At 45.1% G+C, this 26384-nt stretch carries 40 protein-coding genes, 2 rRNA genes and 1 pseudogene (1 of these 43 only partly in view); 40 read left to right on the top strand and 3 right to left on the bottom strand.

Translation table 11 applies throughout. The features are described 5' to 3' along the window. The first annotated feature begins 29 nt into the window (after nucleotides 1-29). From rplB to CXL14_RS02495, 34 genes and pseudogenes are all read left to right on the top strand, one after another. Nucleotides 30-863, top strand: coding sequence for a 50S ribosomal protein L2 (gene rplB, locus CXL14_RS02660; RefSeq protein WP_003156470.1), 834 nt, complete (start codon nucleotides 30-32; stop codon nucleotides 861-863). A 57-nt stretch (nucleotides 864-920) separates the two neighbouring features. Further along, the gene (rpsS, locus tag CXL14_RS02655) at nucleotides 921-1199 is read left to right on the top strand and encodes a 30S ribosomal protein S19 (protein WP_003156472.1); all 279 of its coding nucleotides are present in this window, start codon (nucleotides 921-923) and stop codon (nucleotides 1197-1199) included. Between the two features lie 16 nt (nucleotides 1200-1215). Beyond that, on the top strand, nucleotides 1216-1557 hold the full coding sequence (gene rplV, locus CXL14_RS02650; RefSeq protein WP_003156475.1) for a 50S ribosomal protein L22: 342 nt from the start codon (nucleotides 1216-1218) through the stop codon (nucleotides 1555-1557). A gap of 3 nt (nucleotides 1558-1560) precedes the next feature. Continuing rightward, the gene (gene rpsC, locus CXL14_RS02645) at nucleotides 1561-2217 is read left to right on the top strand and encodes a 30S ribosomal protein S3 (protein ID WP_003156476.1); all 657 of its coding nucleotides are present in this window, start codon (nucleotides 1561-1563) and stop codon (nucleotides 2215-2217) included. Nucleotide 2218: 1 nt separating this feature from the next. Next, nucleotides 2219-2653, top strand: coding sequence for a 50S ribosomal protein L16 (gene rplP / locus CXL14_RS02640; RefSeq protein WP_003156478.1), 435 nt, complete (start codon nucleotides 2219-2221; stop codon nucleotides 2651-2653). Then, nucleotides 2643-2843 (top strand): 50S ribosomal protein L29, encoded by a 201-nt coding sequence (gene rpmC / locus CXL14_RS02635; RefSeq protein ID WP_003156482.1) that lies wholly within the window; start codon nucleotides 2643-2645, stop codon nucleotides 2841-2843. The genes rplP and rpmC overlap by 11 nt, the downstream gene beginning before the upstream one ends. A 22-nt stretch (nucleotides 2844-2865) precedes the next feature. After that, on the top strand, nucleotides 2866-3129 hold the full coding sequence (rpsQ, locus tag CXL14_RS02630; protein ID WP_003156484.1) for a 30S ribosomal protein S17: 264 nt from the start codon (nucleotides 2866-2868) through the stop codon (nucleotides 3127-3129). 40 nt (nucleotides 3130-3169) lie between these two features. Beyond that, nucleotides 3170-3538 (top strand): 50S ribosomal protein L14, encoded by a 369-nt coding sequence (gene rplN, locus CXL14_RS02625; RefSeq protein ID WP_007410404.1) that lies wholly within the window; start codon nucleotides 3170-3172, stop codon nucleotides 3536-3538. Between the two features lie 36 nt (nucleotides 3539-3574). Further along, on the top strand, nucleotides 3575-3886 hold the full coding sequence (rplX, locus tag CXL14_RS02620; protein ID WP_003156486.1) for a 50S ribosomal protein L24: 312 nt from the start codon (nucleotides 3575-3577) through the stop codon (nucleotides 3884-3886). A gap of 26 nt (nucleotides 3887-3912) precedes the next feature. Further along, nucleotides 3913-4452 (top strand): 50S ribosomal protein L5, encoded by a 540-nt coding sequence (gene rplE / locus CXL14_RS02615; RefSeq protein WP_003156487.1) that lies wholly within the window; start codon nucleotides 3913-3915, stop codon nucleotides 4450-4452. Between the two features lie 22 nt (nucleotides 4453-4474). After that, nucleotides 4475-4660: a 30S ribosomal protein S14 gene (gene rpsN, locus CXL14_RS02610; protein WP_003156488.1), complete on the top strand. Its 186-nt coding sequence runs from the start codon at nucleotides 4475-4477 to the stop codon at nucleotides 4658-4660. Between the two features lie 31 nt (nucleotides 4661-4691). Further along, nucleotides 4692-5090: a 30S ribosomal protein S8 gene (gene rpsH / locus CXL14_RS02605; RefSeq protein ID WP_003156489.1), complete on the top strand. Its 399-nt coding sequence runs from the start codon at nucleotides 4692-4694 to the stop codon at nucleotides 5088-5090. 30 nt (nucleotides 5091-5120) lie between these two features. Then, nucleotides 5121-5660 (top strand): 50S ribosomal protein L6, encoded by a 540-nt coding sequence (gene rplF, locus CXL14_RS02600; RefSeq protein WP_003156490.1) that lies wholly within the window; start codon nucleotides 5121-5123, stop codon nucleotides 5658-5660. A 34-nt stretch (nucleotides 5661-5694) separates the two neighbouring features. Next, nucleotides 5695-6057, top strand: coding sequence for a 50S ribosomal protein L18 (gene rplR, locus CXL14_RS02595; protein WP_003156492.1), 363 nt, complete (start codon nucleotides 5695-5697; stop codon nucleotides 6055-6057). 24 nt (nucleotides 6058-6081) lie between these two features. After that, nucleotides 6082-6582, top strand: a complete 501-nt coding sequence (gene rpsE / locus CXL14_RS02590; protein WP_003328273.1) for a 30S ribosomal protein S5 — start codon at nucleotides 6082-6084, stop codon at nucleotides 6580-6582. A gap of 13 nt (nucleotides 6583-6595) precedes the next feature. Then, complete coding sequence (gene rpmD, locus CXL14_RS02585; protein ID WP_003156497.1) at nucleotides 6596-6775, top strand: 50S ribosomal protein L30; 180 nt, start codon at nucleotides 6596-6598, stop codon at nucleotides 6773-6775. 30 nt (nucleotides 6776-6805) lie between these two features. Beyond that, nucleotides 6806-7246 (top strand): 50S ribosomal protein L15, encoded by a 441-nt coding sequence (gene rplO, locus CXL14_RS02580; RefSeq protein ID WP_003156499.1) that lies wholly within the window; start codon nucleotides 6806-6808, stop codon nucleotides 7244-7246. 1 nt (nucleotide 7247) lies between these two features. Next, nucleotides 7248-8543: a preprotein translocase subunit SecY gene (gene secY, locus CXL14_RS02575; protein WP_014416751.1), complete on the top strand. Its 1296-nt coding sequence runs from the start codon at nucleotides 7248-7250 to the stop codon at nucleotides 8541-8543. A gap of 51 nt (nucleotides 8544-8594) precedes the next feature. Beyond that, nucleotides 8595-9248, top strand: a complete 654-nt coding sequence (locus CXL14_RS02570) for an adenylate kinase (RefSeq protein ID WP_007410407.1) — start codon at nucleotides 8595-8597, stop codon at nucleotides 9246-9248. Beyond that, nucleotides 9245-9991, top strand: coding sequence for a type I methionyl aminopeptidase (gene map, locus CXL14_RS02565; RefSeq protein ID WP_007410408.1), 747 nt, complete (start codon nucleotides 9245-9247; stop codon nucleotides 9989-9991). The genes CXL14_RS02570 and map overlap by 4 nt, the downstream gene beginning before the upstream one ends. A gap of 64 nt (nucleotides 9992-10055) precedes the next feature. Continuing rightward, a pseudogene (locus CXL14_RS20335) lies at nucleotides 10056-10338 on the top strand (KOW domain-containing RNA-binding protein). After that, nucleotides 10316-10534 (top strand): translation initiation factor IF-1, encoded by a 219-nt coding sequence (gene infA, locus CXL14_RS02555; protein WP_003156508.1) that lies wholly within the window; start codon nucleotides 10316-10318, stop codon nucleotides 10532-10534. The pseudogene CXL14_RS20335 and the gene infA overlap by 23 nt, the downstream one beginning before the upstream one ends. 33 nt (nucleotides 10535-10567) lie before the next feature. Further along, nucleotides 10568-10681, top strand: coding sequence for a 50S ribosomal protein L36 (rpmJ, locus tag CXL14_RS02550; protein ID WP_003156543.1), 114 nt, complete (start codon nucleotides 10568-10570; stop codon nucleotides 10679-10681). A 22-nt stretch (nucleotides 10682-10703) separates the two neighbouring features. Further along, the gene (gene rpsM / locus CXL14_RS02545; protein WP_003156545.1) at nucleotides 10704-11069 is read left to right on the top strand and encodes a 30S ribosomal protein S13; all 366 of its coding nucleotides are present in this window, start codon (nucleotides 10704-10706) and stop codon (nucleotides 11067-11069) included. A gap of 20 nt (nucleotides 11070-11089) precedes the next feature. Beyond that, the gene (gene rpsK / locus CXL14_RS02540; RefSeq protein ID WP_007410409.1) at nucleotides 11090-11485 is read left to right on the top strand and encodes a 30S ribosomal protein S11; all 396 of its coding nucleotides are present in this window, start codon (nucleotides 11090-11092) and stop codon (nucleotides 11483-11485) included. 176 nt (nucleotides 11486-11661) lie between these two features. Continuing rightward, nucleotides 11662-12606 (top strand): DNA-directed RNA polymerase subunit alpha, encoded by a 945-nt coding sequence (locus tag CXL14_RS02535; RefSeq protein ID WP_003156549.1) that lies wholly within the window; start codon nucleotides 11662-11664, stop codon nucleotides 12604-12606. A 77-nt stretch (nucleotides 12607-12683) separates the two neighbouring features. After that, nucleotides 12684-13046 (top strand): 50S ribosomal protein L17, encoded by a 363-nt coding sequence (gene rplQ / locus CXL14_RS02530; RefSeq protein ID WP_003156550.1) that lies wholly within the window; start codon nucleotides 12684-12686, stop codon nucleotides 13044-13046. Between the two features lie 131 nt (nucleotides 13047-13177). Further along, on the top strand, nucleotides 13178-14023 hold the full coding sequence (locus CXL14_RS02525) for an energy-coupling factor ABC transporter ATP-binding protein (protein WP_101287649.1): 846 nt from the start codon (nucleotides 13178-13180) through the stop codon (nucleotides 14021-14023). After that, nucleotides 13999-14868, top strand: coding sequence for an energy-coupling factor ABC transporter ATP-binding protein (locus CXL14_RS02520; RefSeq protein WP_101287647.1), 870 nt, complete (start codon nucleotides 13999-14001; stop codon nucleotides 14866-14868). The genes CXL14_RS02525 and CXL14_RS02520 overlap by 25 nt, the downstream gene beginning before the upstream one ends. After that, nucleotides 14865-15662 carry an energy-coupling factor transporter transmembrane component T family protein gene (locus tag CXL14_RS02515; RefSeq protein ID WP_014304219.1) on the top strand — a complete coding sequence of 266 codons (798 nt, stop codon included), beginning with the start codon at nucleotides 14865-14867 and terminating at the stop codon, nucleotides 15660-15662. Before CXL14_RS02520 ends, CXL14_RS02515 begins: the two co-directional genes overlap by 4 nt. 12 nt (nucleotides 15663-15674) lie before the next feature. Then, nucleotides 15675-16418 carry a tRNA pseudouridine(38-40) synthase TruA gene (gene truA, locus CXL14_RS02510; RefSeq protein WP_017419475.1) on the top strand — a complete coding sequence of 248 codons (744 nt, stop codon included), beginning with the start codon at nucleotides 15675-15677 and terminating at the stop codon, nucleotides 16416-16418. 159 nt (nucleotides 16419-16577) lie between these two features. Then, a complete protein-coding gene (gene rplM, locus CXL14_RS02505) occupies nucleotides 16578-17015 on the top strand; it encodes a 50S ribosomal protein L13 (RefSeq protein WP_003225844.1) in 438 nt (145 codons plus the stop codon). Between the two features lie 20 nt (nucleotides 17016-17035). Beyond that, on the top strand, nucleotides 17036-17428 hold the full coding sequence (gene rpsI, locus CXL14_RS02500) for a 30S ribosomal protein S9 (RefSeq protein ID WP_003225846.1): 393 nt from the start codon (nucleotides 17036-17038) through the stop codon (nucleotides 17426-17428). A gap of 137 nt (nucleotides 17429-17565) precedes the next feature. Further along, nucleotides 17566-18333, top strand: coding sequence for a class I SAM-dependent methyltransferase (locus CXL14_RS02495; RefSeq protein WP_022552488.1), 768 nt, complete (start codon nucleotides 17566-17568; stop codon nucleotides 18331-18333). 13 nt (nucleotides 18334-18346) lie between these two features. Here CXL14_RS02495 and CXL14_RS02490 read toward each other — a convergent pair whose 3' ends face one another. After that, a complete protein-coding gene (locus CXL14_RS02490) occupies nucleotides 18347-18820 on the bottom strand; it encodes a DinB family protein (RefSeq protein WP_022552489.1) in 474 nt (157 codons plus the stop codon). A 130-nt stretch (nucleotides 18821-18950) separates the two neighbouring features. Here CXL14_RS02490 and CXL14_RS02485 point away from each other — a divergent pair, with 130 nt between their 5' ends. The 3 genes from CXL14_RS02485 to CXL14_RS02475 all read left to right on the top strand — a co-directional run bounded on the left by CXL14_RS02485 (nucleotide 18951) and on the right by CXL14_RS02475 (nucleotide 21300). Then, nucleotides 18951-19394 (top strand): DUF2521 family protein, encoded by a 444-nt coding sequence (locus CXL14_RS02485; protein WP_011996201.1) that lies wholly within the window; start codon nucleotides 18951-18953, stop codon nucleotides 19392-19394. 60 nt (nucleotides 19395-19454) lie between these two features. Further along, nucleotides 19455-20168, top strand: a complete 714-nt coding sequence (gene cwlD / locus CXL14_RS02480) for an N-acetylmuramoyl-L-alanine amidase CwlD (RefSeq protein WP_014416759.1) — start codon at nucleotides 19455-19457, stop codon at nucleotides 20166-20168. Nucleotides 20169-20247: 79 nt separating this feature from the next. Then, nucleotides 20248-21300, top strand: a complete 1053-nt coding sequence (locus CXL14_RS02475) for an Mrp/NBP35 family ATP-binding protein (protein ID WP_014416760.1) — start codon at nucleotides 20248-20250, stop codon at nucleotides 21298-21300. A 32-nt stretch (nucleotides 21301-21332) separates the two neighbouring features. Here the strand turns inward: CXL14_RS02475 and gerD are convergent, their stop codons facing one another. After that, on the bottom strand, nucleotides 21333-21890 hold the full coding sequence (gene gerD, locus CXL14_RS02470; protein ID WP_007615280.1) for a spore germination lipoprotein GerD: 558 nt from the start codon (nucleotides 21888-21890) through the stop codon (nucleotides 21333-21335). Nucleotides 21891-21997: 107 nt separating this feature from the next. Between gerD and kbaA the strand changes: the two genes are divergently transcribed. Further along, nucleotides 21998-22594, top strand: a complete 597-nt coding sequence (kbaA, locus tag CXL14_RS02465) for a KinB-signaling pathway activation protein (RefSeq protein WP_014416761.1) — start codon at nucleotides 21998-22000, stop codon at nucleotides 22592-22594. Here the strand turns inward: kbaA and pdaB are convergent, their stop codons facing one another. Beyond that, nucleotides 22595-23359 carry a polysaccharide deacetylase family sporulation protein PdaB gene (pdaB, locus tag CXL14_RS02460; protein ID WP_014416762.1) on the bottom strand — a complete coding sequence of 255 codons (765 nt, stop codon included), beginning with the start codon at nucleotides 23357-23359 and terminating at the stop codon, nucleotides 22595-22597. A gap of 340 nt (nucleotides 23360-23699) precedes the next feature. Between pdaB and CXL14_RS02455 the strand changes: the two genes are divergently transcribed. Beyond that, nucleotides 23700-25249: ribosomal RNA gene (locus CXL14_RS02455) — 16S ribosomal RNA — on the top strand. Nucleotides 25250-25424: 175 nt separating this feature from the next. Next, nucleotides 25425-26384: ribosomal RNA gene (locus CXL14_RS02450) — 23S ribosomal RNA — on the top strand (it continues 1970 nt past the right edge of the window). Together the 16S and 23S rRNA genes form the textbook arrangement of a ribosomal RNA operon.

Raw genomic sequence — 26384 nt, 5'->3', positions numbered from 1 at the left:
ATCTGTAAAAAGAAGGAGGGAAATTCAAAATGGCGATTAAAAAGTATAAACCGACCTCTAACGGACGTCGTGGCATGACAACTTCAGATTTTGCTGAAATCACGACTGACCAGCCGGAAAAATCCTTGCTTGCGCCCCTTCACAAAAAAGGCGGACGTAACAACCAAGGTAAATTGACTGTACGTCACCAAGGTGGCGGACACAAACGCCAATACCGTGTTATCGACTTCAAACGCGATAAAGATGGTATACCTGGACGCGTTGCTACAGTTGAGTACGATCCAAACCGTTCAGCTAACATTGCACTAATCAACTATGTAGACGGAGAAAAACGTTACATTCTTGCACCAAAAGGAATTCAAGTAGGTACTGAAATCATGTCCGGCCCTGAAGCTGACATCAAAGTAGGTAACGCACTTCCGCTTATCAACATCCCAGTTGGTACAGTTGTGCATAACATTGAATTAAAACCTGGTAAAGGCGGACAGCTTGTACGTTCAGCTGGTACATCTGCTCAGGTTCTTGGTAAAGAAGGCAAATACGTTCTTGTACGTCTTAACTCTGGTGAAGTTCGCATGATCCTTTCTGCTTGCCGCGCTTCTATCGGTCAAGTAGGTAACGAGCAGCACGAACTGATCAACGTTGGTAAAGCAGGACGCTCTCGCTGGAAAGGCATCCGCCCTACAGTCCGCGGTTCTGTAATGAACCCTAACGATCACCCGCACGGTGGTGGTGAAGGTCGCGCGCCAATCGGACGTAAATCACCAATGTCTCCTTGGGGCAAACCGACTCTTGGATTCAAGACACGTAAGAAAAAGAACAAATCTGATAAATTTATCGTACGTCGTCGTAAAAATAAATAACGGGGTTGTCTACGGTTCATTTCGGACCGTAGTGCAATCACGAAGGGAGGTTCCAAAATGGCTCGCAGCTTGAAAAAAGGACCATTTGTCGATGGACACTTGATGACAAAAATCGAGAAATTAAATGAAACGGACAAGAAACAAGTTGTAAAAACTTGGTCTCGCCGTTCAACTATTTTCCCACAATTTATCGGTCACACTATCGCAGTATATGACGGACGTAAACACGTGCCTGTATTCATTTCTGAAGACATGGTAGGCCACAAGTTGGGCGAATTCGCACCGACTCGTACTTACAAAGGCCACGCCAGTGACGATAAAAAAACAAGACGCTAAGAGAGGAGGCTTTTAAATGCAAGCTAAAGCTGTTGCAAGAACAGTCCGTATTGCTCCTCGTAAAGCACGTCTAGTAATGGACCTGATTCGAGGTAAGCAAGTAGGCGAAGCAGTATCTATCCTGAACTTAACTCCGAGAGCTGCTTCTCCGATCATCGAAAAAGTTTTAAAATCTGCTATCGCAAATGCTGAGCACAACTACGAGATGGACGCTAACAATCTGGTTATTTCTCAGGCATTTGTTGACGAAGGCCCAACGTTAAAAAGATTCCGCCCGCGTGCTATGGGACGTGCGAGCCAAATCAACAAACGTACGAGCCACATTACAATCGTTGTATCAGAAAAGAAGGAGGGATAAGTAGTGGGTCAAAAGGTAAATCCAGTCGGTCTTCGTATCGGAGTCATTCGTGATTGGGAATCTAAGTGGTACGCTGGTAAAGATTACGCTGACTTCCTGCACGAAGATTTAAAAATTCGTGAATTCATTAGCAAACGCCTTTCTGACGCTTCTGTTTCTAAAGTAGAAATCGAGCGCGCAGCAAACCGCGTTAACATTACGATCCACACTGCTAAGCCTGGTATGGTAATCGGTAAAGGCGGATCTGAAGTTGAAGCACTTCGTAAAGCCCTTAACAGCCTTACTGGCAAGCGTGTACACATTAACATTCTTGAAATCAAAAGAGCAGATCTTGATGCTCAGCTTGTAGCTGACAACATCGCTCGTCAACTAGAAAACCGTATTTCTTTCCGCCGTGCGCAGAAACAACAAATCCAACGCACTATGCGTGCTGGAGCACAAGGTGTGAAAACAATGGTTTCCGGCCGTCTTGGCGGAGCTGACATTGCTCGTTCTGAATACTACAGTGAAGGAACTGTTCCATTGCACACTTTACGTGCTGACATCGACTATGCAACATCTGAAGCTGACACAACTTACGGTAAGCTTGGTGTAAAAGTCTGGATCTATCGTGGAGAGGTTCTTCCTACTAAGAAGAAAACTGAGGAAGGAGGAAAATAATATGTTATTACCAAAACGCGTTAAATATCGCAGAGAGCATCGCGGAAAAATGCGCGGTCGCGCTAAAGGCGGTACTGAAGTACATTTTGGTGAGTACGGTATCCAGGCTCTTGAAGCTTCTTGGATCACGAACCGCCAAATCGAAGCTGCACGTATTGCGATGACTCGTTACATGAAACGTGGCGGTAAAGTTTGGATTAAAATTTTCCCTTCAAAACCTTACACTGCTAAACCGCTTGAGGTACGGATGGGTTCCGGTAAAGGGGCTCCTGAAGGCTGGGTAGCTGTTGTAAAACCGGGCAAAGTTTTATTTGAAATTTCTGGTGTGTCTGAAGAGGTAGCTCGTGAAGCTCTTCGTCTTGCATCTCACAAATTGCCAATTAAAACGAAGTTCGTAAAACGTGAAGAAATTGGTGGTGAATCAAATGAAAGCTAATGAAATTCGTGACCTTACCACTGCTGAAATTGAACAAAAAGTAAAGTCTCTTAAAGAAGAACTTTTCAATCTTCGCTTTCAATTAGCGACAGGACAACTTGAAAATACTGCTCGCATTCGTGAAGTGCGCAAAGCTATCGCGCGCATGAAAACTGTGATTCGTGAAAGAGAAATTGCTGCCAACAAATAATCACTGAGGGGAGGTCGTGAGCATGAGCGAACGTAACCAACGCAAAGTTTACCAAGGCCGTGTTGTTTCTGACAAAATGGATAAAACCATCACTGTTGTTGTTGAAACATACAAAAAGGATCCTATTTACGGTAAACGCGTAAAATACTCAAAGAAATTCAAAGCACATGATGAAAATAACCAAGCTAAAATCGGAGACATCGTAAAGATCATGGAAACTCGTCCATTATCTGCAACTAAGCGTTTTCGTCTAGTAGAAGTTGTCGAAGAAGCTGTTATTATCTAATAAAGTTCGGAATTCTTTTTCCGAAGGGAGGTAACAAATAATGATTCAACAAGAGACTCGTTTAAAAGTTGCTGACAACTCCGGTGCGCGTGAGGTACTTACTATTAAAGTTCTTGGCGGTTCTGGACGTAAAACGGCTAACATTGGTGATGTAATTGTTTGCACGGTTAAACAAGCAACACCAGGAGGCGTTGTCAAAAAAGGTGAAGTCGTAAGAGCTGTTATCGTTCGTACAAAAAGCGGAGCACGCAGAACTGACGGATCATACATCAGCTTCGATGAGAATGCATGTGTTATCATCCGTGACGACAAGAGCCCGCGTGGAACTCGTATCTTCGGACCGGTTGCCCGTGAATTACGTGAAAACAACTTCATGAAAATTGTTTCTCTGGCTCCAGAAGTTATCTAATGAAATAAATGCCTTACTCAAGGAGGTGCGATCAGGATGCATGTGAAAAAAGGCGATAAAGTAATGGTTATCTCTGGTAAAGATAAAGGCAAACAAGGTACGATCCTTGCTGCTTTCCCTAAAAAGGACCGCGTTCTAGTTGAGGGCGTAAACATGGTGAAGAAGCACTCTAAACCAACTCAAGCAAACCCTCAAGGCGGTATTTCTAATCAAGAGGCGCCAATTCATGTATCAAACGTTATGCCGCTCGATCCTAAAACAGGTGAAGTGACTCGCGTAGGATACAAAGTGGAAGATGGCAAAAAAGTTCGTGTTGCAAAAAAATCTGGGCAAGTCTTAGATAAATAGTATTTAAAGGAAGGGAGGTCTATCTCATGAACCGCCTTAAAGAAAAGTACAATAAAGAAATTTCACCTGCTTTGATGACGAAGTTCAACTACGACTCTGTTATGCAGGTGCCAAAAATCGAAAAAATCGTAATCAACATGGGTGTCGGTGATGCTGTTCAAAACGCGAAAGCAATCGACAGTGCTGTTGAAGAATTAACGTTTATCGCAGGTCAAAAACCTGTCGTTACTCGTGCGAAGAAATCAATTGCTGGATTCCGTCTTCGTGAGGGAATGCCTATCGGTGCGAAAGTAACTCTTCGCGGAGAGCGCATGTATGATTTCCTTGATAAACTTATTTCTGTATCTTTACCGCGTGTACGTGACTTCCGCGGGATTTCTAAGAAATCTTTCGACGGTCGCGGAAACTACACTCTTGGTATTAAAGAACAGTTAATCTTCCCTGAAATTGACTACGATAAAGTAACAAAGGTTCGCGGAATGGACATCGTTATCGTAACGACTGCTAACTCTGACGAAGAGGCTCGTGAGCTATTAACTCAAGTAGGTATGCCGTTCCAGAAATAATCAATGAAAGGGAGGCGAAATCGTGGCTAAAAAGTCAATGATTGCGAAACAACAACGTACACCAAAGTTTAAAGTGCAAGAGTACACTCGCTGTGAACGCTGCGGACGTCCGCACTCAGTCATTCGTAAATTTAAACTTTGCCGTATTTGTTTCCGTGAGCTTGCATATAAAGGACAAATTCCTGGCGTGAAAAAAGCCAGCTGGTAATCCCCAAGAATGGGAAGGAGGTAATTATATAATGGTTATGACAGATCCAATTGCAGATATGCTGACTCGTATTCGCAATGCAAACATGGTACGTCATGAGAAGCTTGAAATTCCTGCTTCTAAATTGAAAAGAGAAATTGCTGACATTTTAAAGCGTGAAGGTTTCATTCGTGACGTTGAGTTCGTAGAAGACAGCAAACAAGGTATCATCCGCGTTTTCTTGAAATACGGACAAAACAACGAGCGCGTTATCACTGGTCTTAAAAGAATCAGCAAACCAGGTTTGCGTGTATACGCTAAATCAAATGAAGTACCTCGCGTACTTAACGGTCTTGGAATCGCGATTATTTCTACATCACAAGGTGTTTTAACGGACAAAGAAGCCCGTGCAAAACAAGCTGGTGGAGAAGTTCTAGCATACGTTTGGTAAGAAGTTTAACAAGAATGGAGGTGTTTTAGTATGTCTCGTGTAGGTAAAAAACTGCTTGAGATCCCTTCTGGAGTTACAGTAACGCTGAACGAAGGCAACACTGTAGCTGTAAAAGGACCAAAAGGAGAATTAACTCGTACTTTCCATCCTGATATGGAAATCAAAATTGAGGACAACGTGCTTACAGTTACTCGTCCTTCTGATCACAAAGAGCACCGTGCGCTGCATGGTACGACTCGCAGTCTGCTTGGAAACATGGTTGAAGGCGTATCTAAAGGATTTGAAAGAGGTTTGGAATTAGTCGGTGTCGGTTATCGTGCGGCTAAATCCGGAAACAAACTTGTTTTAAACGTTGGATACTCTCACCCTGTTGAGATCGTTCCTGAAGAGGGCATCGAAATCGAAGTTCCTTCTCAAACTAAAGTAGTTGTAAAAGGTACAGACAAAGAGCGTGTAGGAGCTATCGCTGCTAACATCCGCGCTGTACGTTCTCCAGAGCCTTACAAAGGTAAAGGAATCCGCTACGAAGGTGAAGTTGTTCGCCGTAAAGAAGGTAAATCTGCTAAGTAAGACCGCTTAAAGTGAAGAAAGGAGTGACCTAAGGATGATTACGAAAACTAGCAAAAATGCTGCTCGTCAAAAAAGACATGCCCGTGTTCGTGCTAAACTTTCAGGCACAGCTGAAAGACCTCGTCTGAATGTGTTCCGTTCAAACAAACACATTTATGCTCAAATCATCGATGATGTAAATGGCGTTACACTTGCTAGTGCCTCTACTCTCGATAAAGATTTGAACGTGGAAAGCACTGGTGACAGCGCTGCTGCTGCTAAAGTCGGTGAACTCGTTGCGAAACGCGCTTCTGAGAAAGGTGTTTCTGACGTAGTATTTGACCGCGGCGGATACTTATACCATGGACGTGTAAAAGCTCTGGCCGATGCAGCTCGTGAAGCCGGACTGAAATTTTAATAAAAAAAGGAGGGACACATGATTATGCGTCGTATTGACCCAAGCAAATTAGAGTTAGAAGAACGCTTAGTTACGGTTAACCGCGTAGCGAAAGTTGTTAAAGGTGGTCGTCGTTTCCGTTTCGCAGCTCTAGTCGTTGTCGGTGACAAAAACGGTCACGTAGGTTTCGGTACTGGTAAAGCACAAGAAGTACCTGAAGCAATCCGCAAAGCTGTTGAAGATGCGAAAAAGAATTTGATTGAAGTACCAATGGTTGGAACTACGATTCCACACGAAATCATCGGACGTTTCGGTGCAGGCAATATCTTGTTGAAACCTGCTTCTGAAGGTACTGGAGTTATCGCTGGAGGCCCTGTACGTGCGGTACTTGAGCTTGCTGGCGTTGCTGATATCCTTTCTAAGTCTTTAGGTTCTAACACACCGATCAACATGATCCGTGCAACACTTCAAGGTTTAAGTGAGCTTAAACGTGCCGAAGACGTTGCGAAGCTTCGTGGAAAATCTGTAGAAGAACTGTTAGGATAAGGAGGGAACATTAATGGCTAAATTAGAAATTACCCTCAAACGCAGTGTAATCGGTCGCCCGGAAGATCAGCGCGTTACTGTAAGAACACTTGGTTTAAAGAAAACAAACCAAACTGTCGTTCATGAAGATAACGCTGCGATCCGCGGTATGATTAATAAAGTATCTCATCTAGTTTCTGTTAAAGAACAATAAAAATAAATTATAGGCTAAGGAGGTGTCCTAATGAAACTTCATGAATTAAAGCCTTCAGAAGGTTCACGTAAAGTACGCAATCGCGTAGGTCGTGGTATTGGTTCTGGTAACGGTAAAACAGCTGGTAAAGGTCACAAAGGTCAAAACGCTCGTTCTGGCGGCGGTGTACGCCCTGGATTCGAGGGGGGACAAATGCCTTTATTCCAACGTCTTCCTAAGCGCGGTTTTACAAACATCAACCGTAAGGAATACGCTATTGTGAACGTAGACAAATTGAACGGTTTTGCGGAAGGAACGGAAGTCACTCCTGAACTTCTTCTTGAGACTGGTGTTATTAGCAAACTTAATGCAGGAGTAAAGATTCTTGGCAACGGTAAATTAGAGAAAAAATTAACTGTAAAAGCCAATAAATTCTCTGCTTCTGCGAAAGAAGCTGTTGAAGCTGCTGGCGGTACAGCTGAGGTGATCTAACTTGTTTAAGACAATCTCCAACTTTATGCGTGTGAGTGATATTCGGAATAAAATCATTTTTACATTACTCATGCTTATCGTCTTTCGCATAGGTGCGTTTATCCCTGTGCCATATGTAAATGCTCAGGCGTTGCAGACACAAAGTTCGATGGGGGTTTTTGATCTCCTTAACACATTTGGCGGCGGTGCGCTTTATCAGTTTTCCATTTTTGCGATGGGAATTACGCCTTACATCACTGCTTCGATCATCATTCAGCTGCTTCAGATGGATGTTGTGCCGAAGTTTACCGAGTGGTCTAAGCAAGGTGAAGTCGGCCGCCGTAAATTAGCTCAGTTCACGAGATATTTTACGATTGTGCTTGGTTTTATCCAGGCATTAGGTATGTCTTACGGGTTTAACAACCTGGCAAACGGTATGCTGATTGAAAAATCCGGCATATCGACATATCTGATTATTGCTTTAGTACTCACTGGAGGAACTGCTTTTTTAATGTGGCTGGGAGAACAAATTACTTCCAATGGAGTAGGTAACGGAATTTCGATCATCATCTTCGCGGGGATTGTGGCTAGTATTCCGAAAACTGTTGGGCAGATTTATGAGACTCAATTTGTCGGCAGCAGCGATCAGCTGTTTATTCATATTGTGAAAATCGCCTTACTGGCGATTGCGATTTTGGCCGTTATTGTTGGTGTTATTTTCATTCAGCAGGCCGTACGCAAAATCGCGATTCAATATGCAAAAGGGCAAGGTCGTTCACCTGTTGGCGGAGGCCAGTCAACTCACCTTCCGCTTAAAGTGAATCCGGCAGGGGTTATTCCGGTAATCTTTGCGGTTGCGTTTCTTATTACGCCGCGTACTATCGCGTCATTTTTCGGAGAAAACAATGTGACAAAGTGGATTCAAGCCAACTTTGACAATACACATCCGGTGGGCATGGCGGTTTATGTCGCATTAATTATCGCCTTTACGTACTTCTATGCTTTTGTGCAGGTAAACCCTGAACAAATGGCTGATAACCTAAAAAAACAGGGTGGCTATATCCCGGGGGTTCGTCCAGGGAAAATGACTCAAGATAGAATTACGAGCATTTTGTATCGACTTACGTTTGTGGGTTCTATATTCTTAGCCGTGATTTCCATTCTTCCTATCTTTTTCATTCAATTCGCTGGATTGCCTCAAAGTGCACAGATTGGCGGAACATCATTGTTAATTGTCGTCGGGGTAGCCTTGGAGACAATGAAGCAGCTGGAGAGCCAGTTAGTGAAACGTAATTACCGAGGATTTATGAAAAATTAGAGGACTGGTTTTAACCATTCCTCTAAATAAGAGAGGACGGGGGAAATCCGAATGAACTTAGTCTTAATGGGACTTCCTGGAGCCGGTAAAGGCACACAGGGAGAACGAATTGTTGAGGATTATGGGATACCTCATATCTCAACGGGAGATATGTTCCGTGCTGCTATGAAAGAAGAAACACCACTCGGACTCGAAGCAAAGTCTTATATTGATAAAGGCGAGCTCGTACCGGACGAAGTCACAATCGGCATTGTCAAAGAAAGACTCGGCAAAGATGATTGTGAAAGAGGTTTTCTTCTGGACGGATTTCCGCGAACAGTCGCTCAGGCTGAAGCTCTTGAAAACATTCTTGAGGAATACGGCAAGCCGATTGATTATGTCATTAACATTAAAGTAGACAAAGACTCTTTAATGGAACGTTTGACTGGACGCAGAATTTGCAGTGTTTGCGGCACAACCTATCATTTGGTTTTCAATCCGCCGAAAACGCCGGGTGTTTGTGATAAAGACGGAGGAGACCTTTATCAACGGGCAGATGATAATGAGGAAACCGTCTCAAAACGGCTTGAGGTCAACATGAAGCAGACTCAGCCTTTACTCGATTTTTATTCTGAGAAAGGGTATCTTGTCAACGTCAATGGCCAGCAGGACATTAACGACGTGTACAAAGATGTGAAAGAGCTTCTTGGAGGATTGAGCAAATGATTATCTGTAAGACCCCTCGTGAGCTTGGCATCATGCGGGAAGCAGGGCGAATCGTGGCTTTGACTCATGAAGAGATGAAAAAGCACATTAAACCAGGAATCTCGACAAAAGAATTGGATCAAATTGCCGAACGTTTTATTGAGAAGCAGGGTGCAATCCCATCTTTTAAGGGGTATAATGGGTTTCGCGGGAGCATTTGTGTATCAGTTAATGAAGAACTCGTTCACGGAATTCCCGGTAAAAGGGTTTTGCGTGACGGTGACATTATCAGCATTGATATCGGTGCTAAATTAAATGGTTATCATGGTGACTCTGCTTGGACATATCCGGTAGGAAACATCAGTGATGATGATAAACGATTGCTGGAAGTGACAGAGGAGTCTTTATATAAAGGCTTGAAGGAAGCAAAACCAGGTGAACGTTTGTCGAATATTTCCCACGCAATACAAACGTATGTCGAAAATGAGCAGTTTTCAGTTGTTAGGGAGTATGTCGGACATGGTGTTGGTCAAGACTTGCATGAGGATCCGCAAATTCCTCATTACGGTCCGCCAAACAAAGGACCTAGGCTGAAGCCTGGTATGGTTCTCGCTATAGAACCGATGGTTAACGCTGGCAGCCGATATGTGAAAACATTGGCTGATAACTGGACGGTTGTAACGGTAGATGGGAAAAAGTGTGCTCATTTTGAACATACGATTGCGATTACGGAAACGGGTTTTGATATACTGACAAAAGTCTAGATGATGAAATGAATTCCATGACACATGTTTTTCATTCCGCACCTGGGCAGATTGTAGGTTTACAATTGGTCGGAAGAAAAACCGGCTAGCTGCTGTCATCGGAATGAAGATTCATCATCGTGTACTAAAGCAGACGGAGAAAAGCGTACATTTCATTCTCCTTAGAAAAAGAATATCAATCATTCACCCTTTATGATTGCGTATCTCCGGAAGTTCAGAACAGTATAAACGAAACAGGGCGTGTGACAAACGGATAACTGAGATTTTCTCTTTTGAAATTTGTCAGAGAGCAAGTTACTGATTTGAAGAAGGGAGAACACTTGAATGGCGAAAGACGATGTAATTGAAGTGGAAGGTACGATTGTCGAAACACTGCCAAACGCGATGTTCAAAGTTGAACTCGAAAATGGCCATACGGTTTTGGCTCACGTATCTGGTAAAATCCGCATGCACTTCATTCGCATTTTACCTGGAGACAAAGTTACGGTAGAATTATCTCCATATGACTTAACTCGTGGCAGGATTACGTACCGTTACAAATAAAGCACTCCGGAAACTGAAGGAGGTTGGAAACACATGAAAGTGAGACCATCAGTTAAACCAATCTGCGAGAAATGTAAAGTTATTCGCAGAAAAGGAAAAGTAATGGTGATCTGTGAAAATCCAAAGCATAAACAAAAACAAGGATAATTAATAAGGAGGTGCCCAGAGAATGGCTCGTATTGCTGGTGTAGATATCCCACGTGACAAACGTGTTGTTATTTCTTTAACATATGTCTTCGGAATTGGCCGCACAACGGCTCAGCAAGTCTTGAAAGAGGCTGGTGTTTCTGAAGATACTCGTGTGCGTGATCTTACTGAAGAAGAACTTGGTAAAATCCGTGATGTTATTGACAAACTGAAAGTAGAAGGTGACCTTCGCCGTGAAGTTTCTCTTAACATCAAGCGTCTGATCGAAATCGGAAGCTACCGCGGAATCCGCCATCGCAGAGGTTTGCCTGTTCGCGGACAAAACTCTAAAAACAATGCGCGTACTCGTAAAGGTCCGCGTCGTACTGTAGCTAACAAGAAAAAATAAGTAAGGGAGGTACCTAAACAATGGCTGCTGCTCGTAAACAAAACACGCGTAAACGTCGCGTGAAAAAGAATATTGAGTCAGGAATCGCTCATATTCGTTCAACTTTCAACAACACGATCGTTACGATCACTGATACTCATGGTAATGCTCTTTCTTGGTCTAGTGCCGGAGCTCTAGGATTCAGAGGTTCTCGTAAATCTACTCCTTTTGCTGCGCAAATGGCTGCTGAAACAGCTGCTAAAGGTTCAATCGAACACGGACTTAAAACTCTTGAAGTAACTGTTAAAGGACCAGGTTCTGGCCGTGAAGCTGCAATCCGTGCTTTACAAGCTGCCGGACTTGAAGTTACAGCTATCAGAGACGTAACTCCTGTTCCTCATAATGGATGCCGTCCACCAAAACGTCGCCGCGTGTAATTTGTTTGTATAGATTTTGTGTCCCTGTCAATAATGGGTTATGATACAGTTATTTATGAAACGAATGCACCGACTCGTTGCCTGAGCACATACGGGACTAAACAATGGGGAATTTCGGATGGAATCTCATATGATTCTATTCGAGGTTTCGACGTTTTGAAGGAGGGTTTTAAGTAATGATCGAGATTGAAAAACCAAAAATCGAAACGGTTGAAATCAGCGACGATGCCAAATTTGGTAAGTTTGTCGTAGAGCCGCTTGAGCGTGGATATGGTACAACTCTGGGTAACTCCTTACGTCGTATCCTCTTATCCTCACTCCCTGGTGCCGCTGTAACATCGATCCAGATAGATGGTGTACTGCACGAATTCTCGACAATCGAAGGCGTTGTGGAAGATGTTACAACGATAATCTTGCACATTAAAAAGCTTGCATTGAAAATCTACTCTGATGAAGAGAAGACGCTTGAAATTGATGTACAGGGCGAAGGAACTGTCACAGCAGCTGATATTACACACGACAGCGATGTTGAAATCCTTAATCCGGATCTTCATATCGCGACTCTTGGTGAGAATGCGAGTTTCCGAGTTCGCCTTACTGCACAAAGAGGACGTGGGTATACACCTGCTGATTCGAACAAAAGAGACGATCAGCCAATCGGCGTGATTCCGATCGATTCAATCTTTACGCCAGTTTCTCGTTTATCTTATCAGGTAGAAAACACTCGTGTAGGCCAGGTTGCAAACTATGACAAACTTACACTTGATGTTTGGACTGACGGAAGCACTGGACCGAAGGAAGCAATTGCTCTCGGTTCAAAGATTTTAACTGAACACCTTAATATATTCGTCGGTTTAACTGACGAAGCTCAGCATGCTGAAATCATGGTTGAAAAAGAAGAGGACCAAAAAGAAAAAGTTCTTGAAATGACGATTGAGGAACTTGATCTTTCTGTCCGTTCTTACAACTGCTTGAAGCGTGCGGGCATTAACACGGTTCAAGAACTTGCGAACAAGACGGAAGAAGATATGATGAAAGTTCGCAACCTGGGACGCAAATCGCTTGAAGAAGTGAAAGCGAAACTAGAAGAACTTGGACTCGGCCTTCGCAAAGACGATTGATCTAGTTTCCATGTGAACTAGGATTTTCGTGTGTTTTTTATTTAGAAACAGCATTCCATTAAAGGAGGGGACATCACATGTCATACAGAAAACTAGGACGTACGAGTTCACAGCGTAAAGCTATGCTTCGTGATCTTACAACAGATTTGATCATCAACGAAAGAATTGAAACAACTGAAACACGTGCGAAAGAACTTCGCTCTGTTGTTGAAAAGATGATCACTCTTGGTAAGCGCGGTGACTTGCATGCTCGTCGTCAAGCTGCTGCATACATTCGCAACGAGGTTGCTAATGAAGAAAATAACCAAGATGCACTTCAAAAATTATTCTCTGACATTGCAACTCGTTACGAGGAGCGCCAAGGCGGATACACACGTATTATGAAGCTTGGTCCTCGCCGTGGTGACGGTGCACCAATGGCAATCATCGAATTGGTTTAATCACATATTTTTGTGTATCTAAAGAAGGGCGGGACAGTTTCTAACTGGATCTATGCCCTTTTTTTAGATATCAGAACTTTTTATCATGAGACAGAAAAGCAGAGCTATAGCTGAGAGGAGGTCAGGCGCCCGTGGATCAAAAACAGCTTATATCCGTAAAAGACATTCTATTCCGATACCGCAAAGATGCAGAAAGACCGGCGCTGGACGGTGTGAGTCTGGAGGTATACGAAGGAGAATGGCTTGCTATCGTAGGCCACAACGGTTCAGGGAAGTCGACTTTGGCCAGAGCGTTGAACGGGCTGATTTTGTCTGAGGCCGGAGAAATTGAAGTCGGCGGCATCAAGCTGACTGAGGATACCGTGTGGGATGTGCGAAAAAAAATAGGGATGGTCTTTCAGAATCCCGATAACCAATTTGTCGGAACGACTGTTCGCGATGATGTGGCTTTTGGTTTAGAAAACAATGGTGTTCCGCGCGAAGAAATGATTGAGAGAGTAGATTGGGCTGTCACACAAGTCAATATGCAGGATTTTCTTGATCAAGAGCCGCACCATCTCTCCGGAGGTCAAAAACAAAGAGTGGCGATCGCGGGAATTATTGCCGCGCGTCCTGATATTATGATTTTGGATGAAGCGACATCCATGCTTGACCCGATTGGGAGAGAAGAAGTCCTTGAGACTGTCAGACGCTTAAAAGATCAGGGCATGGCCACCGTCATTTCGATAACACATGACCTGGAAGAAGCCGCAAGGGCGGACAGGATCATTGTGATGAACGGCGGCAGGAAATATGCAGAGGGCACGCCTGAAGAGATTTTTAAATTAAACGAAGACTTGGTTCGCATCGGTCTTGATTTGCCTTTCTCATTCCAGCTCAGCCTGCTTTTGAAAGAAAGCGGACTGGGGTTAACGAAAAACCATCTGACTCAGGAAGGGCTGGTGAATGAGCTGTGGACATTAAAATCAAAGATGTAGAACACCGCTATCAAATGAAGACACCGTTTGAACGGCTGGCTCTGTATGATATCAATGCCATGATAAAAGAGGGCAGCTACGTTGCCGTCATCGGGCATACAGGGTCGGGCAAATCGACGCTCCTGCAGCATTTAAACGGTTTGCTGAAACCGACTAAAGGACAGCTTGAACTCGGGAGCACGATTCTGGCAGCCGGTAAAAAGAATAAAGACCTTAAGACTTTGCGAAAAAAAGTCGGAATCGTTTTCCAATTTCCCGAACATCAGCTGTTTGAAGAGACTGTGCTGAAGGACATCGCATTCGGACCGATGAATTTCGGTGTAAAAAAAGAAGACGCTGAACGGAAAGCAAAAGAAATGCTGGGGCTTGTGGGCCTTCCGGAAGACATTTTGAATCGTTCACCATTTGAGCTCAGCGGCGGCCAGATGCGCAGAGTGGCGATTGCCGGCGTTCTCGCGATGGAGCCGGAAGTGCTGGTTTTGGATGAACCGACGGCCGGTCTTGATCCGAGAGGGCGCCAGGACATTATGGACATGTTCTATGCGCTTCATCAGCGGGGAAACCTGACTACCGTTCTCGTCACCCACAGCATGGAGGACGCCGCCCGCTATGCTGACGAAATGATCGTCATGCACAAAGGAACCATTAAAGCGACGGGGAGTCCGCGTGACTTGTTTGTAAAAGGTGAAGAGATGGCCGAAATGGGACTGGATCTTCCTGAATCGGTAAAGTTTCAGAGACGGCTTGAGAAGGCTCTCGGAGTCAAGTATGAGAAACCCATGCTGACCCTGCAGGATGCCGCCAGTGAAATTAAGGCTTTCTTTCAGGAGGAAAAGGACCAATGATGGACAGCATGATTATCGGAAAGTATGTTCCCGGATCATCGCTTATTCACCGATTGGACCCGCGAACAAAACTTGTCAGCATCTTTCTTTTTGTATGTATCGTTTTTTTAGCAAACAACGTACAGACGTACGCTTTGCTCGGTTTGTTTACATTCGGGGTGATTGCCTTAACACGCGTGCCGTTCAGCTTTTTGCTGAAGGGGCTTAAGCCGATTATCTGGATTGTGGCGTTTACCTTTTTATTACACATTTTCATGACACATGAAGGATCTGTCATTTTTCAGCTTGGCTGGTTTAAAGTGTATGAGGGCGGACTTATACAGGGGATTTTTATCTCCCTCCGTTTCGTTTACCTTATCTTTATGACGACGCTGCTGACGCTGACAACAACGCCGATTGAAATAACGGATGGAATGGAGCAGCTCCTGAATCCTTTTAAAAAGGTGAAGCTGCCCGTACACGAACTCGCATTGATGATGTCGATATCGTTGCGATTTATCCCGACATTGATGGAAGAGACAGATAAAATCATGAAGGCGCAAATGGCAAGGGGTGCGGACTTTACAAGCGGCCCGGTGAAAGACAGAATCAAAGCGGTTGTTCCGCTGCTTGTCCCGCTGTTTGTCAGCGCCTTTAAACGCGCGGAAGAGCTCGCGGTCGCCATGGAGGCGAGAGGCTACCAGGGCGGTGAGGGGAGAACGAAATACAGAAAGCTCGTCTGGACCGGAAAGGATACCGGAGCTATTCTGCTCATCATCGTATTAGCCGTGTTATTGTTTTTCTTAAGAAGTTAGAGGTGCTGCTGAATGAGAGTGAAATGTACCATTGCTTATGACGGGCATTTATTTAACGGATATCAGGTTCAGCCTGGAAAGCGGACCGTTCAAAGTGAATTGGAAAAAGCCCTGGCCGTCATCCATAAAACGGACGGCAGAGTGCCTGTTTACTCATCCGGCCGCACGGACAGCGATGTTCATGCTGCCGGGCAGGTCATTCATTTTGATACGCCGCTGTCCATCCCGGCTGAGAAATGGCCGTTTGCGCTCAATGCCCTGCTGCCTGATGATATTGCCGTCAAAACAGCAGAGATTGCGGATGATGGGTTCCATGCACGATTTAGCGCGGTCCAAAAGGAATATCGCTACATTGTATATACGGAGAAACACCCGGACGTATTTAAACGACATTACGCTTACCATTTTGCATATCAGCTTAATGTGCAGAAAATGAGGGAAGCTTCAAGGCACCTCATCGGGACACATGATTTCACAAGCTTTTGCGCGGCTGATACCGCGGTTCAGGATAAAGTCAGAACGATTTACGAGCTGGATTGGACTGAGACCGGAGACGGCCTGCAGATGCGGATCACCGGAAACGGTTTTCTCTATAATATGGTCAGAATCATTGCCGGAACATTATTGGATACAGGAGCTGGAAAATTTTCTCCCGATGATGTAAAAGCAATGCTCGAAGCGAAGGATCGCGAAGCCGCGGGGCGCACCGCACCGGGGCACGGGCTGTATTTATGGAGCGTTTGCTATGACAACTAAACCAGGTGTAACATTTTCTTGACAGAGTCTGCATAAAGTTATAAGATATCATATGGTATGTATTTCAACCCCACGATAAGCCCCGGAACTTATTGTGTTGTGAAATAGAACGTAATCGTAGATTATTGAAAATGACAGATCATTTAGGAGGGAAATTCAATGCGTACAACACCTATGGCTAACGCAAGTACTATTGAACGCAAGTGGTTAGTTGTTGATGCAGCAGGCAAGACTTTAGGACGTCTTTCTACAGAAGTTGCATCTATCCTTCGCGGAAAACACAAACCGACTTACACACCGCACGTTGATACTGGAGATCATGTGATCATCATCAACGCTGAAAAAATCGAGTTAACTGGTAAAAAGTTAACTGATAAAATCTACTACCGTCACACTCAACATCCAGGCGGATTAAAATCAAGAACAGCTCTTGAAATGCGTACAAACTACCCTGAGAAAATGCTTGAGCTTGCTATCAAAGGCATGCTTCCAAAAGGTTCTCTAGGTCGTCAAATGTTCAAAAAATTGAACGTATACCGTGGTTCTGAGCATCCACATGAAGCACAAAAACCTGAAGTTTACGAACTTCGCGGTTAATTAAAAAGGAGGTTACCAATTTGGCACAGGTTCAATATTACGGTACTGGCCGTCGTAAAAGTTCTGTAGCGCGTGTGCGCTTAGTTCCAGGAGAAGGTCGTATCGTCGTTAATAATCGTGAAATCAGCGAGCACATCCCATCTCCGGCTCTAATCGAAGATATCAAACAACCATTAACTTTAACTGAAACAGCTGGTACTTATGATGTTTTAGTAAACGTACATGGAGGCGGCTTATCTGGTCAAGCTGGAGCAATCCGTCATGGTATCGCTCGTGCTTTGCTTGAAGCAGATCCAGAATACCGTGCAACACTTAAACGTGCTGGTCTTCTGACTCGTGACGCTCGTATGAAAGAACGTAAAAAATACGGTCTTAAAGGCGCTCGTCGTGCACCTCAGTTCTCAAAACGTTAATCGTTTTGGATTGCAAAAACCACAACTTCTTGGTTGTGGTTTTTTTGTATTTTTTTCTCATATTCAAGAGGTTATCCGATGTTTTTCTAGAATTGTTTGTTATACTCTATTCATTACCAATAAGGAGCGCAGTTATAATGAATAAGTTAGTCATACATAACAGCAAGGCATGGGATAAAAAAGTCGAAACAGGCAATGAATGGACGGTTGCGGTTGATTCTCATACGATTGGTGAAGCGAAAAAAGGCAATTGGAGCATCAGGATGACCCCCGGAAAAGATGTGCCGGCGGATTGGTTTCCGCCCATAGACGGTCTGAAGGTTCTTTGTCTCGCTTCAGGAGGAGGACAGCAAGGCCCGGTCCTGGCTGCTGCAGGAGCGGATGTCACCATCTTTGACAATTCGGAAAAACAGCTTGCGCAAGACAAAATGGTTGCCGAGCGGGACGATCTTACGCTTCGGACTGTAAAAGGCAGCATGAATGATCTGAGCTGTTTTGATGATGAGTCATTTGATTTTATCGTGCACCCGGTATCGAATTGCTTTGTTGATACGGTTCTTCCGGTATGGAAAGAAGCTTATCGCGTATTGAAAAAAGGCGGGTCTTTAGTCTCCGGTTTTGTAAATCCCGTCGTGTTCTTATTTGATATGGATTTAGAGCAGGAAGGCGTACTAAAAGTAAAGTATTCCATTCCGTTTTCGGATGAAAAAGATCTGAGTAAGAAAAAGGTAAAGGAACTTATTGATAATCATGAAGCGCTTGAATTCGGCCATACGCTGGAGGATCAAATTAAAGGTCAGATTGACGCAGGCTTTATGGTTGCCGGTTTTTACGAGGACAAAGGCGGCCTCGTGCTGGATGAATACATTAATACATACTCCGTAACAAGAAGCATTAAAATATAAAAACGGCATCCCGTCAGAGGTGCTGTTTTTTTGCGGCTTTTTCCTGCGGACGGCTGATCACATTAGCCGAAACCGGCTCTATCCCAATTTCTCTGGCCCAAACCGACAGTTGTCCCATATGGTGAATCTCATGCGCAAGGATGTGGCGGAGAATATCTTCTTTAGGAAAGGTTTGGTCCATCCAGTCCGGATTAACAAGATCCGGTCCTTTGCGGGAGACCGCATGAATGACATCCTCCCGATACTGTTCAGACAGCTTTCTGAGATCCTGAATGCTCGTATAGTCAGACTCAGCAGGTAAAACATCATCTTTACCTAAAATGGCACGAGCCCAGCTGATCTCGACATCAATGATATGAAATAAAGTCCGCAAGATGCTCTCCATTCCGCCCGTCCGGGTTTTCGTCAGTTCCTCCCGGCTCAGCTTTTCACATATCATAAACCACTCGTCACGCACCATCCAATTGTATTGAAACAGCTTTTTCATAACGTCACCTCAGCTCTTTCTTCTTCCAGTTAACATAAAACTCCTTCATTTGGGAGGATTTCCACTATCAACAAAGCATGCTTTTTCCCTTTTCCTTTCAAAATAACAGTAAAAAGGAGCGTGGCTGGCAATGGCAGAAGTATTATCTTTTTCAGACGTGAAACGGCAGAAGGATTTTGAGCTTGAGAAGAGTTTACTAAAGGAGCTGTCACTGACGCAGATCATTCAGTCCGTAAAAGCATGTCTTACCCCTTTGTTTCCCTTTCTTCAAGACGAAAACGGCATTCTGAGTGAAGGATGCATAGATTTTGCAATTGAAGCGTATTTATTAGGCGGCCGGTTCGGCGTCTTTGGCTATTATGGTGAGTCTTTGCAGAGGGCAAACGCCCGTTCGGCTGAAGAAGAGGAAGAACTGACGGTCGATTTTTTTGAATATCTTTGCAATTGGACGCATGAGCAATATTCTTCCGTTAAACAAAAAGAAATCTATGAAGCGTCCTGCCGGTTTATCAACAGCTGGTGGACGGAAGGATTTCTGCAAAGAGAAAAACAATGTAAGCTCCGCATGAGGTAATCATAATTTCTTCCCTTGTCCCATACTTATTAATAACGGGGACAAGCGGGAGGGAAAGGTATGGCAAAAAAGCTGAAATGGCTCGGTTTTTTACTTGGCTTTATCATATTATTGTGTTTATTCCGGTTTCAATTCCATAATGATGATTCCTGGCGGCCGTGGAGTCTGCCGCTGAGCGGAAAAATCATCTATCTCGATCCGGGACACGGCGGGCCGGACGGAGGCGCCACGGGAGGCAGTCACCTTGAAAAGGACATTACTCTCGAAGTGGCCTCCAGGGTAAGAGACTATTTGCAGGAGCAGGGAGCTTTGGTCATTATGACGCGGGAGACGGATACTGATTTAGCTCCTGAAGGGACGAAAGGCTACAGCAGACGCAAAGCGGAAGATCTGAGAAAGCGCGTGGAAATCATCAACCGTTCAGAGGCGGAGCTTTATATCAGCATTCATCTGAACGCCATACCGTCACCGAGATGGAGCGGCGCCCAAAGCTTCTACTATGGAAAATACGAAGAAAATGAAAAAGTGGCAAAATATATACAGGACGAATTGAGAATCAATTTGGAGAATACAACGAGAAAGGCAAAACGGATACACGGCATTTACTTAATGCAGAATGTAACCAAACCGGGCGCGCTGGTGGAAATCGGATTTCTGTCCAATCCCGCGGAAGCGAAAAGGCTCGGACAGCCCAAATATCAGGACAAAATCGCTTCTTCCGTGTATAAGGGCGTATTGAGATACTTCACAGAGAAAGGAGACCCTCCCGAGTAAGGAGGGTTTTTCGCCGATTCTATGTTTAATATATGGTATAATACCATTTGTAAACGAATACACAAAGGGTGAGGGTTCGATGATAAGAGAAGATGAAGTAAGAAATATAGTCGGAAACATGCGCGAACCTTTTCTTCATAGACCGCTGGGAGAATTGGATGCCATTAAAGAAGTAAAGATCAAGCCGGAAAAACGGCATGTCAGTGTAAAAATTGCACTGGCAAAAACGGGGACGGCTGAACAGATGGGCATTCAGCAGGAAATCGTATCCGTTCTGAAAGAAGCGGGTGCGGAAACTGTGGGACTGCGGTTTGAAGAGCTGCCGGAAGAAACATTGGCGAAATTCAGCCGGCCGGCTGCTGAAAGCGAAACCCTGCTGAATAGGAAACATCCGCCGGTCTTTCTTGCGGTGGCAAGCGGAAAAGGCGGTGTCGGCAAATCAACGGTTTCCGTCAACCTGGCCATTTCTCTTGCGCGGCTCGGAAAAAAAGTCGGCTTGATTGACGCGGATATATACGGATTCAGCGTGCCGGACATGATGGGTATTACAGTTCGCCCGACAGTAGAAGGAGAAAAACTGCTTCCTGTCGAAAGATTTGGAGTAAAGGTTATGTCGATGGGCTTTTTCGTCGAAGAAAACGCTCCGGTTGTGTGGAGAGGGCCGATGCTGGGCAAGATGCTGAATAACTTCTTCCATGAAGTTGACTGGGGAGAGGTTGACTATATCGTTCTTGATCTGCCGCCCGGCACGGGTGATGTGGCGCTCGATGTACACACAATGCTTCCGAGCTGCAAAGAGATTATCGTATCAACGCCGCACCCTACAGCCGCATTTGTAGCGGCGAGAGCGGGTTCTATGGCGATTAAGACCGATCATGAAGTTGTAGGGGTCATTGAAAATATGGCTTACTATGAAAGTGCAAAAACCGGCGAGAGAGAATATGTGTTCGGTCAAGGCGGGGGAGATAAGCTTGCAGAGGAATTGCAAGTCCCGTTGCTTGGCAGAATTCCTTTAAAACAGCCTGATTGGGACAAGGACCAGTTTGCGCCTTCTGTCTATGACAGAAGTCATTCGATCGGGGAAATTTATATGGGGATCGCCCAGAAAGTCATTGAAAAAACAGCTGAATAAAAAAGGGGCCGGGATCAACACGGCCCGGCCTTTTATTGGCTTTCTTTTTCAGAGCTTGAAGCCGCTTTTTTCAATTCATCCTCGAATTGCTTTTTGAAAAGCGGGCTGGAAAGTGTCTCTGTAATTACATCTTCTAAGTAACTGCGGAACTTTTGGCTTTTCACCAGCTCATAGTATTTTTTATCCATGCCGGGGTCCTGCATGATCTGCATAAAACTTTTCTGATAATCAGGGTCTTTCATCAGTTTTTTTATGATTTTTTCATGCTCAGGCTGAAGAGTTTTTGCAAAGCTCTCGGCGAACTTTGAGTCTTCAAAGATGGTTTTCCAGAACTCCGCCCCTTTTTTAGAGGTGAGGGTTTTCTCTATTGTGCCTTTAATGGCATTTTGATCAATCACCAATGCCTCATTCATCGCATCATCATTTAATATTTCCTTAATTGCCTTTTTTCCATCATCGGTCTTTAATATATCAACAACCATTTTTTTAGTCTGGTCATAATCCATATCCGCTGCTTGGTCTTTTGGAGCACAAGCTGTTACAGATAATACAACAAAACAGCTTATCAATAGCGTTTTGGCTTTTGACATGCATAAGCTCCTTCCTTACTTGTACTTATTTTTAATATGATTCATCGGAATGGATTTATACATAACAAAATATCGCTGAACGCGATTGTCAGGGGGATGAATAAGAGATGAAAAGCCGCGGGCTTGTTCGATTTTTCTTTTCGATTTTAGCTGTGGGCGCTCTTATTACAAGCGTCGTGGGATTTGCTCTGAAGTGGGGGGAGTACAAGGGGTTCTTCCTGAATTTTGATGCCGGTCAGATTTTCTCCGTTCTGATCTGGTTTATCGGGGTAGGCATGATTTTCAGTGTGATCAGCCAGATGGGATTCTTCGTTTTTTTGACGGTGCACCGGTTTGCCCTTGAAATTCTCAGATCAAGCTCGCTTTGGAATCTGCTTCAGCTGTTTATCATTCTGTTTGTCGCTTTTGATTTAATGTACGTCAGATTTTTGTTTTTCGGAGAGCGGGATGACTCGATTGCGGGGTTTGTCTGGCTGCCGCTGGCTCTGCTTGCCGTCGGCCTGTTGACGGCATATATAAAACAAAAGCAGTCCTCAAAAAATACGTTCGTTTCATCATTATTTTTAATGGTCGTTATTACAGCGCTTGAATGGGTTCCCGCGCTACGAGTGAATAATGAGGACTGGCTTTATTTAATGCTGATTCCGCTGATGGGCTGCAATGCGTTTCAGCTGCTAATGCTGCCGAAGTTTGCCCAGAGGTAGTTATTTCACTTCTGATGACTTGACGTCAGTATTTGCGATCAGGTCGCCGACTGTCACGTTTTTCAGTCCTTTTTGCTTTAAATTGTGAATAATGGCGGGGAGCGCTTCTTCAGTCTGTGTTGCTGAATCAGAGGCGTGCAGCAGGACAATGTCGCCGCCTTTTATATGACTGTTTACATTTTCAATGATTTTATCAGGGCCGGGATTTGTCCAATCCTGCGAGTTAACGCTGTAATGAACCACTGAATAGTGGTACTTCTGTGCAATGGTAAGAACCTTTTTATTAAATTGTCCGGTCGGCGGGCGGAGTAAATGAACATTCTTCACACCCAGCTTTTTAAATGCAGTCTGGGCCCGGAGGATATCTTTTTTTATTTCATTGTCCTCTAGGTTGGTATAATTCTTATACGCATATCCCATGCTGCCGATTTGATGTCCGTCTTTTACCATACGTTCAACTGTGTCCGGGTGCCGTTCCGCCCAAGAAGCTGACAGAAAAAAAGTGGCGTTTTTAATACCGTTTGCTTTTAGCGCGTTCAGAATAGGAACCGCCTTTTCGTCGCCCCAGCTGATATCGAATGTTAATGCGACTTCGCCCGCTTTCGTCTCCCCTTTTGAAATAGCCTTCGGGCCGCTATCAGTTAAAAATACAGGAAGGGGGACGGCTCTCTGTATATAAAAAAAGCTGGCTGCTGCAAATGCGGCAATGATAATAATAAGCAGCTGTTTTATCCTTCTGATGTGCCACACGTAGAAGTGATTCACTGATGACGCCTCCTTATCTTGTCCATGCTTGATTACATCGTATGCCGCGGCGGAGATGAATATAACGAAATACGTTTTAAAAAAAATGAAAAAAACACTTGCTAAATTTAAAGAATGCATGGTATATTATTAAACGTCGCTGATGAACAGCAGACAACAACAAAAAGCTTCGGAAACAACTTAAAAAAAGTTGTTGACATAAAAGAAGCTGAGTGGTAAGATAATAAAGTTGCTTCAACAAGCGGTAATGATCTTTGAAAACTAAACAAGACAAAACGTACCTGTTAATTCAAAGTTTTAAATAAATCGCACAGCGATGTGCGTAGTCAGTCAAACTACTTTATCGGAGAGTTTGATCCTGGCTCAGGACGAACGCTGGCGGCGTGCCTAATACATGCAAGTCGAGCGGACAGATGGGAGCTTGCTCCCTGATGTTAGCGGCGGACGGGTGAGTAACACGTGGGTAACCTGCCTGTAAGACTGGGATAACTCCGGGAAACCGGGGCTAATACCGGATGCTTGTTTGAACCGCATGGTTCAGACATAAAAGGTGGCTTCGGCTACCACTTACAGATGGACCCGCGGCGCATTAGCTAGTTGGTGAGGTAACGGCTCACCAAGGCAACGATGCGTAGCCGACCTGAGAGGGTGATCGGCCACACTGGGACTGAGACACGGCCCAGACTCCTACGGGAGGCAGCAGTAGGGAATCTTCCGCAATGGACGAAAGTCTGACGGAGCAACGCCGCGTGAGTGATGAAGGTTTTCGGATCGTAAAGCTCTGTTGTTAGGGAAGAACAAGTGCCGTTCAAATAGGGCGGCACCTTGACGGTACCTAACCAGAAAGCCACGGCTAACTACGTGCCAGCAGCCGCGGTAATACGTAGGTGGCAAGCGTTGTCCGGAATTATTGGGCGTAAAGGGCTCGCAGGCGGTTTCTTAAGTCTGATGTGAAAGCCCCCGGCTCAACCGGGGAGGGTCATTGGAAACTGGGGAACTTGAGTGCAGAAGAGGAGAGTGGAATTCCACGTGTAGCGGTGAAATGCGTAGAGATGTGGAGGAACACCAGTGGCGAAGGCGACTCTCTGGTCTGTAACTGACGCTGAGGAGCGAAAGCGTGGGGAGCGAACAGGATTAGATACCCTGGTAGTCCACGCCGTAAACGATGAGTGCTAAGTGTTAGGGGGTTTCCGCCCCTTAGTGCTGCAGCTAACGCATTAAGCACTCCGCCTGGGGAGTACGGTCGCAAGACTGAAACTCAAAGGAATTGACGGGGGCCCGCACAAGCGGTGGAGCATGTGGTTTAATTCGAAGCAACGCGAAGAACCTTACCAGGTCTTGACATCCTCTGACAATCCTAGAGATAGGACGTCCCCTTCGGGGGCAGAGTGACAGGTGGTGCATGGTTGTCGTCAGCTCGTGTCGTGAGATGTTGGGTTAAGTCCCGCAACGAGCGCAACCCTTGATCTTAGTTGCCAGCATTCAGTTGGGCACTCTAAGGTGACTGCCGGTGACAAACCGGAGGAAGGTGGGGATGACGTCAAATCATCATGCCCCTTATGACCTGGGCTACACACGTGCTACAATGGACAGAACAAAGGGCAGCGAAACCGCGAGGTTAAGCCAATCCCACAAATCTGTTCTCAGTTCGGATCGCAGTCTGCAACTCGACTGCGTGAAGCTGGAATCGCTAGTAATCGCGGATCAGCATGCCGCGGTGAATACGTTCCCGGGCCTTGTACACACCGCCCGTCACACCACGAGAGTTTGTAACACCCGAAGTCGGTGAGGTAACCTTTTAGGAGCCAGCCGCCGAAGGTGGGACAGATGATTGGGGTGAAGTCGTAACAAGGTAGCCGTATCGGAAGGTGCGGCTGGATCACCTCCTTTCTAAGGATTTTAACGGAATATAAGACCTTGGGTCTTATAAACAGAACGTTCCCTGTCTTGTTTAGTTTTGAAGGATCATTTGATTCTTCGAGATGTTGTTCTTTGAAAACTAGATAACAGAAGTAATTCACATTCAATTAGTAATGCAAGATATCACGTAGTGATTCTTTTTAACGGTTAAGTTAGAAAGGGCGCACGGTGGATGCCTTGGCACTAGGAGCCGATGAAGGACGGGACGAACACCGATATGCTTCGGGGAGCTGTAAGCAAGCTTTGATCCGGAGATTTCCGAATGGGGAAACCCACCACTCGTAATGGAGTGGTATCCATATCTGAATACATAGGATATGAGAAGGCAGACCCGGGGAACTGAAACATCTAAGTACCCGGAGGAAGAGAAAGCAAATGCGATTCCCTGAGTAGCGGCGAGCGAAACGGGACCAGCCCAAACCAAGAGGCTTGCCTCTTGGGGTTGTAGGACACTCTGTACGGAGTTACAAAGGAACGAGGTAGATGAAGAGGTCTGGAAAGGCCCGCCATAGGAGGTAACAGCCCTGTAGTCAAAACTTCGTTCTCTCCTGAGTGGATCCTGAGTACGGCGGAACACGTGAAATTCCGTCGGAATCCGGGAGGACCATCTCCCAAGGCTAAATACTCCCTAGTGACCGATAGTGAACCAGTACCGTGAGGGAAAGGTGAAAAGCACCCCGGAAGGGGAGTGAAAGAGATCCTGAAACCGTGTGCCTACAAGTAGTCAGAGCCCGTTAACGGGTGATGGCGTGCCTTTTGTAGAATGAACCGGCGAGTTACGATCCCGTGCAAGGTTAAGCAGAAGATGCGGAGCCGCAGCGAAAGCGAGTCTGAATAGGGCGAATTGAGTACGTGGTCGTAGACCCGAAACCAGGTGATCTACCCATGTCCAGGGTGAAGTTCAGGTAACACTGAATGGAGGCCCGAACCCACGCACGTTGAAAAGTGCGGGGATGAGGTGTGGGTAGGGGTGAAATGCCAATCGAACCTGGAGATAGCTGGTTCTCTCCGAAATAGCTTTAGGGCTAGCCTCAAGGTAAGAGTCTCGGAGGTAGAGCACTGATTGGACTAGGGGCCCCTACCGGGTTACCGAATTCAGTCAAAC

This window comes from Bacillus sp. SJ-10 (genome assembly GCF_002843505.1).
Taxonomy (GTDB): domain Bacteria; phylum Bacillota; class Bacilli; order Bacillales; family Bacillaceae; genus Bacillus; species Bacillus velezensis.
This window is presented reverse-complemented; position numbering and strand designations above follow the sequence as displayed.